Origin of the sequence: Streptomyces sp. NPDC086835, assembly GCF_044745705.1 — a bacterium.
Classification (GTDB): Bacteria; Actinomycetota; Actinomycetes; order Streptomycetales; family Streptomycetaceae; genus Streptomyces.
Window position 1 is genome coordinate 1,251,735 of sequence record NZ_JBIVAU010000001.1, and the last position, 16,477, is coordinate 1,268,211.

13 protein-coding genes are annotated in these 16,477 nt (G+C 70.0%); all 13 read left to right on the forward strand.

The window, feature by feature from the left end:
• Positions 1–176 precede the first annotated feature (176 nt).
• On the forward strand, positions 177–2,162 hold the full coding sequence (uvrC, locus tag ACIPJI_RS05740; RefSeq protein ID WP_356623995.1) for an excinuclease ABC subunit UvrC: 1,986 nt from the start codon (positions 177–179) through the stop codon (positions 2,160–2,162).
• Positions 2,159–3,100 (forward strand): RNase adapter RapZ, encoded by a 942-nt coding sequence (gene rapZ, locus ACIPJI_RS05745; RefSeq protein ID WP_402244637.1) that lies wholly within the window; start codon positions 2,159–2,161, stop codon positions 3,098–3,100. Before uvrC ends, rapZ begins: the two co-directional genes overlap by 4 nt.
• Positions 3,097–4,131 carry a uridine diphosphate-N-acetylglucosamine-binding protein YvcK gene (yvcK, locus tag ACIPJI_RS05750; protein ID WP_307705787.1) on the forward strand — a complete coding sequence of 345 codons (1,035 nt, stop codon included), beginning with the start codon at positions 3,097–3,099 and terminating at the stop codon, positions 4,129–4,131. Before rapZ ends, yvcK begins: the two co-directional genes overlap by 4 nt.
• Complete coding sequence (gene whiA / locus ACIPJI_RS05755) at positions 4,122–5,111, forward strand: DNA-binding protein WhiA (protein WP_005318962.1); 990 nt, start codon at positions 4,122–4,124, stop codon at positions 5,109–5,111. The genes yvcK and whiA overlap by 10 nt, the downstream gene beginning before the upstream one ends.
• A gap of 187 nt (positions 5,112–5,298) precedes the next feature.
• Positions 5,299–8,247, forward strand: coding sequence for a M14 family zinc carboxypeptidase (locus ACIPJI_RS05760; protein ID WP_402244639.1), 2,949 nt, complete (start codon positions 5,299–5,301; stop codon positions 8,245–8,247).
• A 223-nt stretch (positions 8,248–8,470) separates the two neighbouring features.
• Positions 8,471–9,481, forward strand: a complete 1,011-nt coding sequence (gap, locus tag ACIPJI_RS05765) for a type I glyceraldehyde-3-phosphate dehydrogenase (protein ID WP_307705785.1) — start codon at positions 8,471–8,473, stop codon at positions 9,479–9,481.
• 133 nt (positions 9,482–9,614) lie between these two features.
• Positions 9,615–10,826 carry a phosphoglycerate kinase gene (locus ACIPJI_RS05770; RefSeq protein ID WP_356624002.1) on the forward strand — a complete coding sequence of 404 codons (1,212 nt, stop codon included), beginning with the start codon at positions 9,615–9,617 and terminating at the stop codon, positions 10,824–10,826.
• 6 nt (positions 10,827–10,832) lie between these two features.
• Complete coding sequence (tpiA, locus tag ACIPJI_RS05775; protein WP_307705783.1) at positions 10,833–11,621, forward strand: triose-phosphate isomerase; 789 nt, start codon at positions 10,833–10,835, stop codon at positions 11,619–11,621.
• A 123-nt stretch (positions 11,622–11,744) separates the two neighbouring features.
• The gene (gene secG / locus ACIPJI_RS05780; protein ID WP_005318972.1) at positions 11,745–11,975 is read left to right on the forward strand and encodes a preprotein translocase subunit SecG; all 231 of its coding nucleotides are present in this window, start codon (positions 11,745–11,747) and stop codon (positions 11,973–11,975) included.
• 135 nt (positions 11,976–12,110) lie between these two features.
• A complete protein-coding gene (locus ACIPJI_RS05785) occupies positions 12,111–12,446 on the forward strand; it encodes an RNA polymerase-binding protein RbpA (RefSeq protein WP_003957010.1) in 336 nt (111 codons plus the stop codon).
• 168 nt (positions 12,447–12,614) lie between these two features.
• Positions 12,615–14,264, forward strand: a complete 1,650-nt coding sequence (gene pgi / locus ACIPJI_RS05790; protein ID WP_307710316.1) for a glucose-6-phosphate isomerase — start codon at positions 12,615–12,617, stop codon at positions 14,262–14,264.
• A 4-nt stretch (positions 14,265–14,268) separates the two neighbouring features.
• Positions 14,269–14,769 carry a PH domain-containing protein gene (locus ACIPJI_RS05795; RefSeq protein ID WP_307705782.1) on the forward strand — a complete coding sequence of 167 codons (501 nt, stop codon included), beginning with the start codon at positions 14,269–14,271 and terminating at the stop codon, positions 14,767–14,769.
• Positions 14,766–16,271 carry a PH domain-containing protein gene (locus tag ACIPJI_RS05800; RefSeq protein WP_356624004.1) on the forward strand — a complete coding sequence of 502 codons (1,506 nt, stop codon included), beginning with the start codon at positions 14,766–14,768 and terminating at the stop codon, positions 16,269–16,271. The genes ACIPJI_RS05795 and ACIPJI_RS05800 overlap by 4 nt, the downstream gene beginning before the upstream one ends.
• Positions 16,272–16,477 lie beyond the last annotated feature (206 nt).

Genomic DNA, 16,477 nt, shown 5'->3' on the forward strand with positions numbered 1-16,477 from the left:
TCCGGGTCGGGCCGTTCACAGCGGCGCGTAACCCCGCATTGAAGCGTGTTGACCTGCCCGCGACAAGGGCCGTCGCCCATCGGCGTCCGGCACCCGCCGTGGCGGGAGAAGAAGGGGTGATCAGGTCCCTGACGGTAGTGGCCGGGCTGTCACTGTCCGCCAGTAGGGTGGACGGCATGGCCGACCCCTCCAGCTACCGCCCCAAGCCGGGACAGATCCCCGACTCGCCGGGGGTCTACCGCTTCCGTGACGAGCACCGCCGGGTGATCTACGTCGGCAAGGCCAAGAGTCTGCGCCAGCGCCTCGCCAGCTATTTCCAGGACCTGGCGAATCTGCACCCGCGTACCCGCACCATGGTCACCACCGCGGCCTCCGTCGAGTGGACGGTCGTCTCCACCGAGGTGGAGGCGCTTCAGCTGGAGTACTCCTGGATCAAGGAGTACGACCCCCGGTTCAACGTCAAGTACCGCGACGACAAGAGCTACCCGTATCTGGCGGTCACCCTCAACGAGGAGTTCCCGAGGGTGCAGGTCATGCGGGGCGCCAAGCGCAAGGGCGTGCGGTACTTCGGTCCTTACGGGCAAGCCTGGGCCATCCGCGAGACCGTCGACCTGATGCTGCGCGTCTTCCCCGTGCGCACCTGCTCCGCGGGCGTCTTCCGCAACCACGTCCAAAAGGGCCGCCCCTGTCTGCTCGGTTACATCGGCAAGTGCTCCGCGCCCTGCGTGGGCCGCGTCACGCCCGAGGAGCACCGCGAACTGGCCGAGGAGTTCTGCGACTTCATGGCCGGCCGCACCGGCACGTACATCCGCCGCCTCGAGAAGCAGATGATGGCCGCCGCCGAGGAGATGGAGTACGAGAAGGCCGCCCGGCTGCGCGACGACATAGAGGCCCTCAAGCGCGCCCTCGAGAAGAACGCGGTGGTGCTGGCCGACGCGACCGACGCCGACCTCATCGCGCTCGCGGAGGACGAGCTGGAGGCCGCGGTGCAGATCTTCCACGTCCGCGGCGGCCGCGTCCGCGGCCAGCGCGGCTGGGTCACCGACAAGGTCGAGAACGTGGACACGGCAGGCCTGGTCGAGCACGCGCTCCAGCAGCTGTACGGCGAGGAGAGTGGCGACGCCGTCCCCAAGGAGGTCCTGGTCCCCGCTCTGCCGGAGGACACGGACGCCGTCACCGAGTGGCTGACCGGCCGGCGCGGCGCGGCCGTCTCCCTGCGCGTCCCGCAGCGCGGCGACAAGAAGGCCCTGATGGAGACCGTCGAGCGCAACGCGCTCCAGGCCCTCGGGCTGCACAAGACCAAGCGCGCCAGTGATCTGACCACCCGCTCCCGCGCCCTGGAGGAGATCGCCGAGGCGCTCGGCCTGGACTCGGCCCCGCTGCGTATCGAGTGTTTCGACATCTCGCACCTCCAGGGTGAGGACGTGGTGGCGTCCATGGTCGTCTTCGAGGACGGCCTCGCCCGCAAGAGCGAGTACCGCCGCTTCCAGATCAAGGGCTTCGAGGGGCAGGACGACGTCCGGTCCATGCACGAGGTGATCACCCGGCGTTTCAAGCGGTATCTCGCGGAGAAGGACCGCACCGGCGAGTGGATCGGCGGCGACGACCCGGCGCACGAGGCGCTGGAGGAGGACGGCCGGCCCAAGAAGTTCGCGTACCCGCCGCAGCTGGTCGTCGTCGACGGCGGGCAGCCGCAGGTCGCCGCGGCCAAGCGCGCCCTGGACGAGCTCGGGATCGACGACGTCGCGGTCTGCGGTCTCGCCAAGCGGCTCGAGGAGGTCTGGCTGCCGCAGGAGGACGATCCCGTGGTCCTGCCGCGTTCGAGCGAGGGCCTGTATCTCCTCCAGCGGGTGCGTGACACGGCTCACGACTTCGCCATCCGCTATCAGCGCTCCAAGCGGTCCAAGCGCATCAGGACCAGCCCCCTGGACGCGGTCCCCGGTCTGGGGGAGACCAGGAAGCAGGCCCTGATCAAGCATTTCGGCTCGGTCAAGCGTCTGCGGCAGGCGACAATCGAGCAGATCTGCGAGGTTCCCGGCATGGGCCGCAAGACCGCCGAGTCGGTCGTGGTGGCGCTGGCGCAGGCGGCTGCGCCCGCGCCGGCCGTGAACACCGCGACAGGAGAGATCATTGAAGAGAGCGACGGGGGCAGCACGACATGACTGAGCACGACGGAGACGGAGCAGCAGACGTGAGTACGGGCAACGGCACCGAGCCCCGTGAGACCACGGCGGACGTGGCCATCCCGGAGCTGGTGATCATCTCCGGTATGTCGGGCGCGGGCCGCAGTACGGCCGCCAAGTGCCTGGAGGACCTCGGCTGGTTCGTCGTCGACAACCTGCCGCCCGCGCTGATCCCCACGATGGTGGAGCTCGGCGCCCGCTCCCAGGGCAACGTGGCCCGGATCGCGGTCGTCGTCGACGTACGCGGCCGGCGCTTCTTCGACAACCTCCGCGAGTCCCTGGCCGACCTGGACGCCAAGCAGGTCACCCGCCGGATCGTCTTCCTCGAGTCCTCGGACGACGCCCTGGTGCGCCGTTTCGAGTCGGTCCGGCGCCCGCACCCGCTGCAGGGCGACGGCCGGATCGTCGACGGCATCGCGGCCGAGCGCGACCTGCTGCGGGAGCTGCGCGGCGACGCCGACCTGGTGATCGACACCTCCGGCCTGAACGTCCACGAGCTGCGCGCCAAGATGGACGCCCAGTTCGCGGGCGACGAGAAGCCCGAGCTGCGGGCCACGGTGATGTCGTTCGGCTTCAAGTACGGCCTGCCCGTCGACGCGGACCTCGTCGTCGACATGCGCTTCCTGCCGAACCCGCACTGGGTGCCGGAGCTGCGTCCCTTCACCGGACTGAACGAAGAGGTGTCGAACTACGTCTTCAACCAGCCCGGCGCCAAGGAGTTCCTCGACCGCTACACCGAGCTGCTCCAGCTGATCGCCGCCGGGTACCGCCGCGAGGGCAAGCGCTATGTGACCGTCGCCGTCGGCTGCACCGGCGGCAAGCACCGCTCTGTCGCCACCTCGGAGAAGCTCGCCGCCCGTCTGTCCGCCGCCGGTGTCGAGACCGTCGTCGTCCACCGGGACCTGGGGCGCGAGTGACCGGACGCAACCTCCGGCTGCGGCGGCTGCGCAGAACCACGCGCACGCCGTCGGCCCGGAAGCGCGGAGCCCAGCCCAAGGTCGTCGCCCTCGGCGGCGGGATGGGGCTGTCCGCCTCCCTCACGGCCCTGCGCCGTATCACCGGCGACCTCACGGCGGTCGTCACCGTCGCCGACGACGGCGGTTCCAGCGGCCGGCTCCGTGAGGAGCTCGGTGTGCTGCCGCCCGGCGACCTGCGTAAAGCCCTGGCGGCGCTGTGCGGCGACGACGACTGGGGGCAGACCTGGGCGCGGGTCATCCAGCACCGTTTCCAGTCCCAGGGCGAGCTGCACGAGCACGCGGTCGGCAATCTGCTGATCGTGGCGCTGTGGGAGCAGTTCGGCGACCATGTCCAGGCGCTGGACCTGGTCGGCAAGCTGCTCGGCGCGCACGGGCGGGTGCTGCCCATGTCGGCCGTGCCGCTCGAGCTCCAGGCGCTGGTGCGCGGGCACGACCCGAGCCGCCCGGACGACCTGGACACCGTGCGCGGCCAGGCGACCGTGGCGCTCACGCCCGGTGAGGTGCAGTCCGTGCATCTCGTGCCGAACGACCCGCCGGCCGTTCCGGAGGCCGTGGCGGCCGTGCTGGACGCCGACTGGGTCGTCCTCGGTCCCGGCTCCTGGTTCTCCTCGGTCATTCCGCACCTTCTCGTGCCCGAGCTGCTCGACGCGCTCGTTCAGACCAAGGCCCGCCGGGTGCTCTCGCTCAATCTCGCCCCCCAGCCCGGAGAAACTGAGGGCTTCTCCCCGCAGCGTCATTTGGAGGTTTTGGGACGACACGCGCCTAAACTCGCCCTGGACGTGGTGCTGGCCGACGAGGCCGCAGTGCCCGACCGCGAGTCCCTCGCCGACGCCGCCAAGCGGCTGGGCGCCGCGGTCGAGCTGGCTCCGGTGGCCTCTCCCGACGGACTTCCGAAGCACGACCCGGAGCTGTTGGCCGCCGCGTACGACCGTATTTTTCGGATGCATGGAAGGATCGGCCCATGGCGATGACGGCAGCGGTGAAGGACGAGATCTCCCGGCTCCCCGTCACCCGGACCTGCTGCAGAAAAGCGGAGGTCTCGGCCATCCTGCGGTTCGCAGGCGGTCTGCACCTGGTGAGCGGCCGCATCGTGATCGAGGCGGAGCTGGACACCGGCATCGCCGCGCGCCGGCTCAAACGGGACATCCTGGAGATCTTCGGTCACAGCTCGGAGCTGATGGTCATGGCTCCCGGCGGTCTGCGCCGCGGCTCCCGATTCGTCGTACGGGTGGTGGCGGGCGGTGACCAGCTGGCCCGCCAGACGGGTCTGGTCGACGGCCGGGGGCGCCCGATCAGGGGTCTGCCGCCCCAGGTGGTCTCGGGTGCGACGTGTGACGCGGAGGCCGCCTGGCGGGGCGCCTTCCTGGCGCACGGTTCGCTGACCGAGCCCGGCCGGTCTTCCTCCCTGGAGGTCACCTGCCCGGGGCCGGAGGCGGCCCTCGCGCTGGTGGGCGCCGCCCGTCGGCTCTCGATCGCCGCGAAGGCGCGCGAGGTGCGGGGCGTGGACCGGGTGGTCGTCCGTGACGGTGATGCGATCGGCGCGCTGTTGACGCGGCTCGGGGCGCACGAGTCGGTGCTGGCCTGGGAGGAGCGGCGGATGCGGCGCGAGGTGCGCGCCACCGCCAACCGCCTGGCCAATTTCGACGACGCCAATCTGCGCCGCTCCGCCCGTGCCGCCGTGGCGGCGGGTGCCCGGGTGCAGCGTGCTCTGGAGATCCTCGGCGAGGAGGTGCCCGAGCATCTCGCGGCGGCGGGCCGGCTGCGCATGGAGCACAAGCAGGCCTCGCTGGAGGAGTTGGGGGCGCTCGCCGACCCGCCGCTGACGAAGGACGCGGTCGCGGGCCGGATCCGCCGCCTGCTGGCGATGGCGGACAAGCGCGCCCAGGACCTGGGTATCCCGGGTACGGAGTCGAATCTGACGGAGGAGATGGCCGACGGTCTGGTCGGCTGACGCTCCTGGCATGTAGCTCGACAGCTTTACTGCCGACGCCTCTTGAGGCGTCGGCAGTGTCGTTTCCAAGCCCGCGTGGGCCGGTGTGGCCCTATTGACATGATCATGGGGAGTCATGAGCCTGTCGCATGCCCGTCATCACGGCGGACACGAGCACTTTCCTGGCAGACAACAGCAAGGGGGGCTTATGAGACGCAGAGCGAGATCGATCCTCGCCGCTGCCGCACTCCTGGTCGCAGGAGTGTCGGCAGCGCCGATCGCGCAGGCCGACTCCGGGGGCGGGAACGGCGAGGAACTCGCCGTATGGCATGCGGAAGTGAGCAAGGATCAGGTGCCGCTGATCCTCGCGGCGGGCACCGACGGCCATGAGCTGGGCGAGCAGATCCCGGACAAGGGCTCCGCCACCATCGAGCTCCACCTCACCCAGCGGCAGGCCGGCGAACTGCGTGAGCAGGGCGTCGACATCACCGAGCACACCCTGTCCGCCAAGGCGCAGAGGCGCCTCGCCGCCGCAGGCGACGGTGTCTTCCGCCCGTACGGCGGCGAAGGCGGCCTCAAGGAGGAGATCCTCGACACCGCCAGGGCCCATCCGGCCCTCACCAAGGTCGTGAGCATCGGCCGGACCGTCAAGGGTCAGGACATCCTCGCCCTCAAGGTCTCCAAGGGCGCGGACAGGTACCGCGACGGCTCCAGGCCCGCCACGCTCTACATGTCCAACCAGCACGCCCGAGAGTGGATCACCCCGGAGATGACCCGGCGGCTGATGCACCACTACCTCGACGGCTACGGCAAGGACCCGAAGATCACGAAGATCGTCGACTCCACCGAGCTGTGGTTCGTCCTGTCGGCCAACCCCGACGGTTACGACCACACGTTCACCGGGACCGAAGAGCGTCAGTGGCGCAAGAACCTCCGCGACAACAACGGCGACGGGCGGATCACCGCGGGCGACGGCGTCGACCTCAACCGCAACTTCGCCTACAAGTGGGGCTACGACAACGAGGGGTCCTCACCCGACCCGTTCGACGAGACCTACCGCGGCACCGGCCCCGGATCCGAGCCCGAGACCAAGGCCATCGACCGCTTCCAGAAGCGCATCGGCTTCCAGTACGGCATCAACTACCACTCCGCCGCCCAACTGCTGCTGTACGGAGTCGGCTGGCAGGTCGCCACGCCGACCCCCGACGACGTCCTCTACGAGGCCCTCGCGGGCACGCCGGGCAACTCCGCGATCCCCGGCTACCGGCCCCAGCTCTCCTCCGAGCTCTACACCACCAACGGCGAGGCCGACGGCCATGCGGCCAACGTCAACGGGATGATGATGTACACCCCCGAGATGTCGACCTGCGCCACCGCCTCGCGCGTCGACCCCGACGACGAGTGGAACGCCGCGGACTGCGCGTCCATCTTCACCTTCCCCGACGACGAGGAACTGATCCAGCAGGAGTTCGCCAAGAACGTCCCCTTCGCGCTCTCCGTCGCGGAGACGGCGGCCCACCCCGACCAGCCGTCGTCCGTGCTGGGCCTCCGCGCCGCGGACTTCACGCCCGACACCTTCGCCACCTCCTACGCGCGGGGCGAGGACCAGGAGGTCTCCGTCACCGCCCGCAGGTCGCTGCGCGACAAGGAGCTCAACTACCGCATCAACGGCGGCCGCACGCACGACGAGGAGCTGCGCCCCTGGAAGGGCGGCGAGCGGTTCGGAGGCGAGGACAACCTCCACTTCGACGAGTACCGTGCGAAGGTCGAGGGCGCCGAGCCGGGCGACCGGGTCGAGGTGTGGTTCACCGGCAGGACCAGGAGCGGTGAACGCACCGCCAGCGAGCACTTCACGTACACCGTCGCCCAACGGCCGCGCGGTGACACGCTGGTGATCGCGGAAGAGGGCGGCACGACCGCCGCCGCGCACACCGCCGCCTACACCCGCGCCCTCGCCGCCAACGGCCACCGCAGTGCCGTCTGGGACGTCGCCACGCAGGGCGCCCCGCACCCGCTCGCGGTCCTCGGCCACTTCAGGACCGTCCTGTGGTACTCGGGCGCGGCCGAGCCGTCCTGGGCCACCACGCAGGCCGTGCGCGCCTACCTCAACGAGGGCGGAAAGCTCGTCTCCATGGGCGAACGCGCCGGCGGTGACGCCGACCTCGGCGGGGCGCTGAGCGACGACTTCTCGCAGTACTACCTCGGGGCCTCCGGACGGGCCTCGCTCGCCGGGGTGACCGGCTTCCTCGGCGCGGGACGCCTCACCGGCGCCTCCGGCACCCTCACAGGCGCGCCGGGCAACCCGCTGGACGCGGCCGGGGCCTACACGATCACCTCGGACACTCTGCCGCCGGACGAGTTCCCGCAGTTCGACAGCGCCGCCGCGGGTGACTACCCGGGCGCCAGGATGCCGTTCTCGCCGTACGGCGGTGAGTGGTACGCGGCGGTCACCCACCGCAACTCCTCGTGGGCGCGGCTGTCCCGCACGATCGACCTGACCGGCACGGCGGCCGCCGACCGGCCCACCCTGGACATGCGGCTGAGCTTCGACACGGAGCCCGGCTACGACAACGCCGTCGTCGAGGTCCACACCGTCGGCCAGGACGACTGGACGACGCTTCCCGACGCCGGCGGCGGCACCTCCACCGAGGTCCCGGCCCAGTGCGACGGCGGCTTCTACATCGATCAGCACCCCTTCCTGCGGCACTACCTCACTCTCGGCGAGGACGCGTGCACGGCGAGCGGCGCCACCGGCACGTGGAACTCCTTCACCGGGGCGTCCGACGGCTGGCGGGCGGCCTCCTTCGACCTGAGCGCATACGCGGGCAAGCGGATCGAGGTCTCCGTCTCCTATGTCACCGACCCGAGCGAAGGCGGCCGCGGTGTCTTCGTCGACGACACCCGGCTCGTCACCGGCGGCGTGGAGCAGCCCGTCGAGGGGTTCGAGGCCTCGCTGGAGCCGTGGTCGGCCGCCGGTCCGCCCGAGGGCAGCCCCGCCCTGAGGGGGAACTGGGAGCGCAGCCAGGACCTGTATCCGTCCGCGTCGGCGGTGAGCACGCGCGACAGTGTGCTGATCGGTTTCGGCCTCGAGCATGTGCGAACGGCGTCCGACCGTGAGCGGATCGTCGCCACGGCACTCAGGGCGCTGCGGCGCTGAGAAGAGCCGCGACCGGGCGCGGGGCGAGGCTGTGAACGCCCCGCGATCCGGTGCGGGACACGGTGGCCGAAATTCCTACTGGCGGGTACGGGCCACCGTGTCCCAGACACTGCATCTCGATGTCACTACGGGGCCTTCAGGGGGGTAGGGTCGTAGGCGGTCGGGGACATCCCATACAACTCGCCGGCGTCGAAAACCGGCGTACCAACGAGGAGATCGGTTCGTGACGATCCGCGTAGGCATCAACGGCTTTGGCCGCATCGGTCGTAACTACTTCCGCGCGCTGCTGGAGCAGGGTGCGGAGATCGAGATCGTGGCTGTCAACGACCTGGGTGACACTGCGACCACGGCCCACCTGCTGAAGTACGACACCATCCTCGGTCGTCTCAAGGCCGAGGTGAGCCACACCGCCGACACCATCACGGTCGACGGCCACACCATCAAGGTGCTCTCCGAGCGCAACCCCGCCGACATTCCGTGGGGCGAGCTGGGCGTCGACATCGTCATCGAGTCGACGGGCATCTTCACCAAGAAGGCCGACGCCGAGAAGCACATCGCCGGCGGCGCCAAGAAGGTCCTCATCTCGGCTCCGGCCAAGGACGAGGACATCACCATCGTGATGGGCGTCAACCAGGACAAGTACGACGCCGCCAACCACCACGTCATCTCCAACGCCTCCTGCACCACCAACTGTGTGGCGCCGATGGCCAAGGTTCTGGACGAGAACTTCGGCATCGTCAAGGGTCTGATGACCACGGTCCACGCCTACACCAACGACCAGCGGATCCTGGACTTCCCGCACTCCGACCTGCGTCGCGCCCGCGCCGCCGCGGAGAACATCATCCCGACGACCACCGGTGCCGCCAAGGCCACCGCCCTGGTCCTGCCGAAGCTGAAGGGCAAGCTGGACGGCATCGCGATGCGCGTCCCGGTCCCCACCGGTTCGGCCACCGACCTGGTTGTCGAGCTCGAGCGTGAGGTCACCAAGGACGAGGTCAACGCCGCGTTCAAGAAGGCCTCCGAGGACGGCGACCTGAAGGGTGTCCTCTTCTACACGGAGGACCCGATCGTGTCCTCGGACATCGTCGGCGACGCCGCGTCCTGCACCTTCGACTCCTCGCTGACCATGGTCCAGGAGGGCAAGTCGGTGAAGATCCTCGGCTGGTACGACAACGAGTGGGGCTACTCCAACCGCCTCGTGGACCTTACGGTCTTCGTGGGCAACCAGCTCTGATCAGCAGCGTCTGATCTGATCTGCACCTGATCTGCAACGAGAGCACAAAGATGTGAGCAACAGGGCTCGGGCAGCGCAAAGTGGCGCCGTTCGAGCCCTGTCGCGCGTGCAGCCCTCCGAGGAGCCGTAAAACATGAAGACCATCGACCAGTTGCTGGCCGACGGGGTCGCGGGCAAGCGGGTATTCGTCCGCGCCGACCTCAACGTGCCGCTCGACGGCACGACCATCACCGACGACGGCCGCATCCGGGCCGTGCAGCCGACCATCGCGAAGCTCGCGGAGGCCGGGGCCCGGGTCGTCGTCGCCTCGCACCTGGGGCGCCCCAAGGGCGCTCCGGACCCCGCCTTCTCGCTGGCCCCCGCCGCCGCCCGGCTCGGAGAGCTGCTCGGCACGCACGTGGAGTTCGCGACCGACACCGTCGGTGAGTCCGCCACGGTCGCCGTCGCCAACCTCGAGGACGGCCAGGTCGCCGTCCTGGAGAACCTCCGCTTCAACGCCGGCGAGACCTCCAAGGACGACGCCGAGCGCGGCGTCTTCGCGGACCAGCTCGCCGCCCTCGTCGATGTGTACGTCGGCGACGGCTTCGGCGCCGTGCACCGCAAGCACGCCTCCGTGTTCGATCTCCCGGCCCGGCTGCCGCACGCCGCCGGCTTCCTGATCGACACCGAGGTCGGCGTCCTCAAGAAGCTCACGGAGGACGTCAGCCGGCCCTACGTCGTCGTGCTCGGCGGCGCCAAGGTCTCCGACAAGCTCGGGGTCATCGACCACCTGCTGGAGAAGGCCGACCGCATCCTCATCGGCGGCGGCATGGCGTACACCTTCCTCAAGGCCCAGGGCCACGAGGTCGGCATCTCCCTGCTCCAGGAGGACCAGGTCCCGGCCGTGCTCGAGTACCTGGAGCGCGCCAAGGCCAAGGGTGTGGAGTTCGTGCTCCCCGTCGACGTGCTGGTCTCGTCCGAGTTCCCGGACCTGAAGACCAAGGCGCCGGCCAACCCGACCGTCGTCGCCGCGGACGCCATTCCCGCCGACCAGGAGGGTCTGGACATCGGTCCGAAGACCCGCCAGCTGTACGCCTCGAAGCTCGCCGACGCGGCCACCGTCTTCTGGAACGGCCCCATGGGCGTCTTCGAGCACCCCGACTACGCCGAGGGCACCAAGGCCGTTGCCCAGGCGCTCGTCGACTCCCCGGCCTTCTCCGTGGTCGGCGGCGGCGACTCCGCCGCGGCCGTGCGGATCCTGGGCTTCGACGAGAAGGCGTTCGGCCACATCTCGACCGGCGGCGGAGCGAGCCTCGAATATCTCGAGGGCAAGACGCTTCCCGGCCTTGCCGCACTGGAGGACTGACCCCGTATGACTGCTACTGACCAGGGCCGCATCCCGCTGATGGCGGGCAACTGGAAGATGAACCTCAACCACCTCGAGGCCATCGCCCACGTCCAGAAGCTCGCTTTCGCGCTGGCCGACAAGGACTACGACGCCGTAGAGGTCGCCGTCCTGCCGCCCTTCACCGACCTGCGGTCCGTCCAGACCCTGGTCGACGGCGACAAGCTGAAGATCAAGTACGGCGCCCAGGACATCTCGGCGCACGACTCCGGCGCCTACACCGGCGAGATCTCCGGCCCGATGCTGGCCAAGCTGAAGTGCACCTTCGTCGCCGTGGGCCACTCCGAGCGCCGCCAGTACCACGCGGAGACCGACGAGATCTGCAACGCCAAGGTGAAGGCGGCCTTCAAGCACGGCCTGACCCCGATCCTGTGCGTCGGCGAGGGTCTGGACATCCGCAAGGCCGGCAACCAGGTCGAGTACACGCTCGCCCAGCTCGACGGCGGCCTGAAGGACATCCCGGCCGAGCAGGCCGAGTCCCTCGTGATCGCCTACGAGCCGGTGTGGGCCATCGGCACCGGCGAGGTCGCCACCCCCGAGGACGCGCAGGAGGTCTGTGGTGCGATCCGCGGCCGTCTCGCGGAGCTGTACTCCCAGGAGCTGGCCGACAAGGTCAGGATCCAGTACGGCGGCTCGGTGAAGGCGGGCAACGTCGCCGCGATCATGGCCCAGCCCGACGTGGACGGCGCCCTGGTCGGCGGGGCCGCCCTGGACGCGGACGAGTTCGTCAAGATCGTCCGGTTCCGCGACCAGTGAGTATGCGGTAGCGCCGATCCGGCGTACCCTTGCGGGGGCCTGCGGCTCACACAACGAGCCCGGGCCCCCGTCGTCCGTATTGAGTCCAAGAGAATTGCCAGGAAGTAGGGTCCAGCCGTGGTTATGGGATTCTCGATCGCCCTGATCATTTTCAGCGGGCTGCTGATGTTGCTCGTGCTGATGCACAAGGGGAAGGGCGGCGGTCTTTCCGACATGTTCGGTGGCGGAATGCAGTCCTCTGTCGGCGGCTCCTCCGTGGCCGAGCGGAACCTCGACCGCATCACCGTCGTGGTCGGTCTGCTGTGGTTCGCGTGCATTGTCGTACTTGGTCTGCTGATGAAGCTGGACAGCTGACCCACCGGTTCCGCGTCCCGAGCTGGGGTGTAACTCCAATCACTGGACGAGCGTTGGGCCTTACGTAGACTGGGGCACTCGCGGCGCAGCCGCTGTGAGACGCTGTGCAGCACCATCACGCAGGGAGTTACGACCGTGGCAAGTGGCAACGCGATCCGGGGAAGCCGGGTCGGAGCGGGGCCGATGGGCGAGGCAGAGCGAGGCGAGTCCGCGCCGCGCCTCCGCATCTCCTTCTGGTGCTCGAACGGGCACGAGACGCAGCCGAGCTTCGCCAGTGACGCACAGGTCCCCGACACGTGGGACTGCCCGCGGTGCGGGTTCCCGGCCGGCCAGGACCGGGACAATCCGCCGGACCCGCCGCGCACCGAGCCGTACAAGACGCACCTCGCGTACGTACGCGAGCGGCGCAGCGACGCGGACGGCGAGGCGATTCTCGCGGAAGCGCTCGCCAAACTGCGGGGCGAGATCTAGTTCTTGAGTCCGGCCGCCACCCGAAAAGGGTGACGGCCGGACTTGTCTTTACCGGGCCGCTTCTCGTGCGCCGCCCCGCCGACGCCTCACCGACCGGCCTGATCAATTAGGTTGGAACCGCAGCGGGGCATGCAGGCAGGTACGAGAAGAAGTGGGCTGATGTCCGAGATGAACGCAGGCAAGACCAGGCTCAACCGGATGCCCGAGTGGACCGCTCTCGGCAAGCACCGCGAGCAGTTGGGCGGGACGCATCTGCGGGAGCTGTTCGCGGCGGACGCGGAGCGCGGCAGCAGGTACACCCTCCAGGTGGGCGATCTGTACCTGGACTACTCCAAGCACCTGGTCACCGACGAGACGCTGGCACTGCTGCGCGAACTGGCCGCCGCCACCGACGTCGCCGGGCTGCGGGACGCCATGTTCCGCGGCGAGAAGATCAACACCACCGAGGACCGCGCGGTCCTGCACACGGCCCTGCGTGCCCCGCGGGACGCCGTCATCGAGGTCGACGGCGAGAACGTCGTGCCGGACGTCCACGCGGTGCTGGACAAGATGGCCGCCTTCTCGGAGCGGATCCGCTCCGGCGAGTGGACCGGCCACACCGGCAAGCGCATCAGGAACATCGTCAACATCGGTATCGGCGGCTCCGACCTCGGGCCGGCGATGGCGTACGAGGTGCTTCGCTCCTACACCGAGCGGGACCTGACGTTCCGTTTCGTCTCGAACGTCGACGGGGCCGATCTTCACGAGGCCGTGAGGGACCTGGACCCGGCGGAGACCCTCTTCATCATCGCCTCCAAGACCTTCACCACCATCGAGACGATCACCAACGCGACCTCCGCCCGCGAGTGGCTGCTCACCAACCTCCGGGTCGGCCCCGACGCGGTCGCCAAGCACTTCGTGGCCCTGTCGACCAACGCCGAGAAGGTCTCCGACTTCGGCATCGACACGGCCAACATGTTCGAGTTCTGGGACTGGGTCGGCGGCCGGTACTCGTACGACTCCGCGATCGGCCTGTCCCTGATGATCGCGATCGGCCCCGACCGGTTCCGGGAGATGCTCGACGGCTTCCACCTCGTCGACGAACACTTCCGCACCGCGCCCCCCGAGGCCAACGCCCCGCTCCTGCTGGGCCTTCTCGGCGTCTGGTACGGGGGGTTCTTCGACGCCCAGTCGCACGCGGTGCTGCCCTACTCGCACTACCTGTCCAAGTTCACCGCGTACCTCCAGCAGCTCGACATGGAGTCCAACGGCAAGTCGGTCGACCGTGAGGGCAATCCGGTCGACTGGCAGACCGGCCCCGTCGTGTGGGGCACCCCCGGCACCAACGGCCAGCACGCGTACTACCAGCTGATCCACCAGGGCACGAAGGTCATCCCCGCGGACTTCATCGGCTTCGCCAAGCCGGTCCCCGGCCTGCTCGCCGGACTCGTCCCGCAGCACGACCTGCTGATGGCCAACTTCTTCGCCCAGACGCAGGCCCTCGCCTTCGGCAAGACGCCCGAGGAGGTCAGGGCCGAAGGCGTCGCGGAGGAACTGGTGCCGCACAAGACGTTCAAGGGGAACCACCCGACGACGACGATCCTCGCGGAGGACCTCACGCCCTCCGTACTGGGCCAGTTGATCGCCCTCTACGAGCACAAGGTCTTCGTGCAGGGCGCGATCTGGAACATCGACTCCTTCGACCAGTGGGGAGTCGAGCTCGGCAAGGTCCTCGCGAAGAAGATCGAGCCGGTGCTGACCGAGGGCGAGGGCGGCGAGCAGCTCGACAGCTCCACCGCGACACTGGCCGGCAAGTACCGGACACTGCGCGGCCGGTGACCTGATGGCGGGGGAGAACACGGTGCGGCTGCGGCCGCCGAACAACCGGCTGAACGAACGGGCCGTCAACTGGTGGCGCACGCAGGTCCTGCTGACCGCCGCCGTACCGGCCCTCGTGCTGTGCGTGCTGGGCGCCTTCATCGAGCCTGCCCGCACCTGGCTGCTGGTACCGGCAGGCGCGATCGCCGTCGTCGGTCTCGCCTGCACCGCGTTCTTCCCCCTCTGGTGGTACCGCGTGCACCGCTGGGAGGTCACCGACGAGGCGGTGTACGTGCGCACCGGGGCGCTGTGGCAGGAGTGGCGGATCGCGCCGATGTCCCGCATCCAGACCGTGGACACGGTCAGAGGACCGCTCGAGCAGGCGTTCAGGCTCGCCACCGTCACGGTGACCACCGCCTCCGCCAAGGGCGCCGTGAGGATCGAGGGACTCGACCACGAGGTCGCCGCCGAACTCGCGGAGAGCCTGACCCGGATCACCCGGGCCACGCCCGGGGACGCGACATGAGCGCACCGGAAGAGGAGTGGCGGCGGCTCGACGGGCGTACGGTCCTGGTGACCGCCATGGTCCTGGCCGGCTTCGCGGCCGGTGCCGGGCTCCCCGCACTCCTCGGTCTCGCGGGTGGCATGCCGCTGGGGAAGGCCCTCGGCTGGGTACTGGCCGGGGCGGCCCTGGTCCTCGGCGCCGGCACCGGCGCCGACCTGGTGCGCTGGCGGCGCACCCGCTACCGCATCGGACCGGAGCGGGCCGAACTCCACACCGGGCTGGTCCTGGTCAAACGCCGCTCGCTGGCCCGCGAACGCATCCGGAGCGTCGACCTCACCGCCAATGTGCTGCTGCGCGTCCTCGGACTCGTCAAGGTCCGCATCGGCACGGGCGAACACGCCGTCGGCGGCGAATCCACCCTCGAACTCGACGCCGTCAGCCGGGCGGAGGGCGAACGGCTACGGCTCGAACTGCTGGCCAGGACCACCCCGCGCGAGGCGGCCACCCACCCCGACGGTGCGCTCGCCGTCCTCGATCCGGCCTGGATCCGCTACGCGCCGGTCTCCTTCGTCGCCCCCCTGCTCGGCGGCGCGGCCGCGGGCGCGGTGATGCAGGTCAGCGAGTGGTTCGGGGCCCAGGCCGAAGTCATCGACTGGGTGGGGGACCGCTTCAGGGACACGCCCCTCGTATGGGTGATCGTCACCTTGGCCGCCGCCGCGCTCGTCGCCGGTGTCGTCGGCGCGCTCGGGCTCTGGATCGAGATGTGGTGGAACTACCGGCTCGAACGGGAGCCCGGCGGCACACTGCGGGTGCGGCGGGGCCTGTTCACGTCGCGCTCGATATCCATAGAGGAACGCCGGCTGCGCGGCGTCGACCTGGTCGAGCCGCTGGGCGTCAGACTCTTCGGCGCCGCGAGGCTGGACGCGGTCGCCACCGGGCTCGTCAAGGACCAGCGGGACAAGCACGCCGACATCAACGTCCTGTTGCCCGCGGTGCCGCGGGCGCTGGCCGACGAGGTCGCCGCGCAGGTGCTCCGCGAATCCGTCTCCCCGACGAGGGAAGCCCTCCTGACACCCCACCCACGGGCCGCCCGCGGCAGGCGGCTGCGCTGGGCACTGAGCGCTGCGCTGCTGCCCGCGGCGGTCCTCGCGCTCCTCGGCGCGCTCCTCACGCCCGTGCTCCTGTGGATCGCCGCCGCCTGGGCGGCGGTCGCCGTTCCCGTCGCGGTGCTCCTCGCGCTCGACGCGTACCGGGCGCTCGGCCACGGGATGACCGGCGACTACCTCGTCACCCGTTCCGGCACCGTCCGCCGCAGCACGGTCGCACTGCAGCGGACGGGCGTGATCGGCTGGACGGCCCGCCGCTCGGTCTTCCAGCGCCGCGCCGGCCTGATCACGCTGACGGCCACGACGGCGGCGGGCGCGGGCGCGTACGGCGTCTACGACGCCGCGGAGGGGGAGGGCCTGACGTTCGCGTCGGAGGCGGTGCCGGGGCTGCTGGAGCCGTTCCTGCAACGCGACTGACGGCTCCGCTGCGGGGGCCGTTTCCCCTACCCGCCCCTTCCCGCTGTACCGATGTGCGGCTCCGCCGCGTGGCGGGGCAAGCCCCGGACCCCGTACGGCCTTCGGCCGCGCCCTCAATCTCCCCCTACGGCCTGGCGGCCGTGGGAGGTCAGCCCCGCCGGCGTTTGAGGCGCGGGGGTCCGGGGGCAGAGCCCCGGACACACCGC

Coding starts and splice junctions, on each gene's coding strand:
- uvrC (WP_356623995.1), top strand. CDS start 177: ATGGCCGACCCCTCCAGCTACCGCCCCAAGCCGGGACAGATCCCCGAC.
- rapZ (WP_402244637.1), top strand. CDS start 2,159: ATGACTGAGCACGACGGAGACGGAGCAGCAGACGTGAGTACGGGCAAC.
- whiA (WP_005318962.1), top strand. CDS start 4,122: ATGGCGATGACGGCAGCGGTGAAGGACGAGATCTCCCGGCTCCCCGTC.
- ACIPJI_RS05760 (WP_402244639.1), top strand. CDS start 5,299: ATGAGACGCAGAGCGAGATCGATCCTCGCCGCTGCCGCACTCCTGGTC.
- ACIPJI_RS05770 (WP_356624002.1), top strand. CDS start 9,615: ATGAAGACCATCGACCAGTTGCTGGCCGACGGGGTCGCGGGCAAGCGG.
- tpiA (WP_307705783.1), top strand. CDS start 10,833: ATGACTGCTACTGACCAGGGCCGCATCCCGCTGATGGCGGGCAACTGG.
- secG (WP_005318972.1), top strand. CDS start 11,745: ATGGGATTCTCGATCGCCCTGATCATTTTCAGCGGGCTGCTGATGTTG.
- pgi (WP_307710316.1), top strand. CDS start 12,615: ATGAACGCAGGCAAGACCAGGCTCAACCGGATGCCCGAGTGGACCGCT.
- ACIPJI_RS05795 (WP_307705782.1), top strand. CDS start 14,269: ATGGCGGGGGAGAACACGGTGCGGCTGCGGCCGCCGAACAACCGGCTG.
- ACIPJI_RS05800 (WP_356624004.1), top strand. CDS start 14,766: ATGAGCGCACCGGAAGAGGAGTGGCGGCGGCTCGACGGGCGTACGGTC.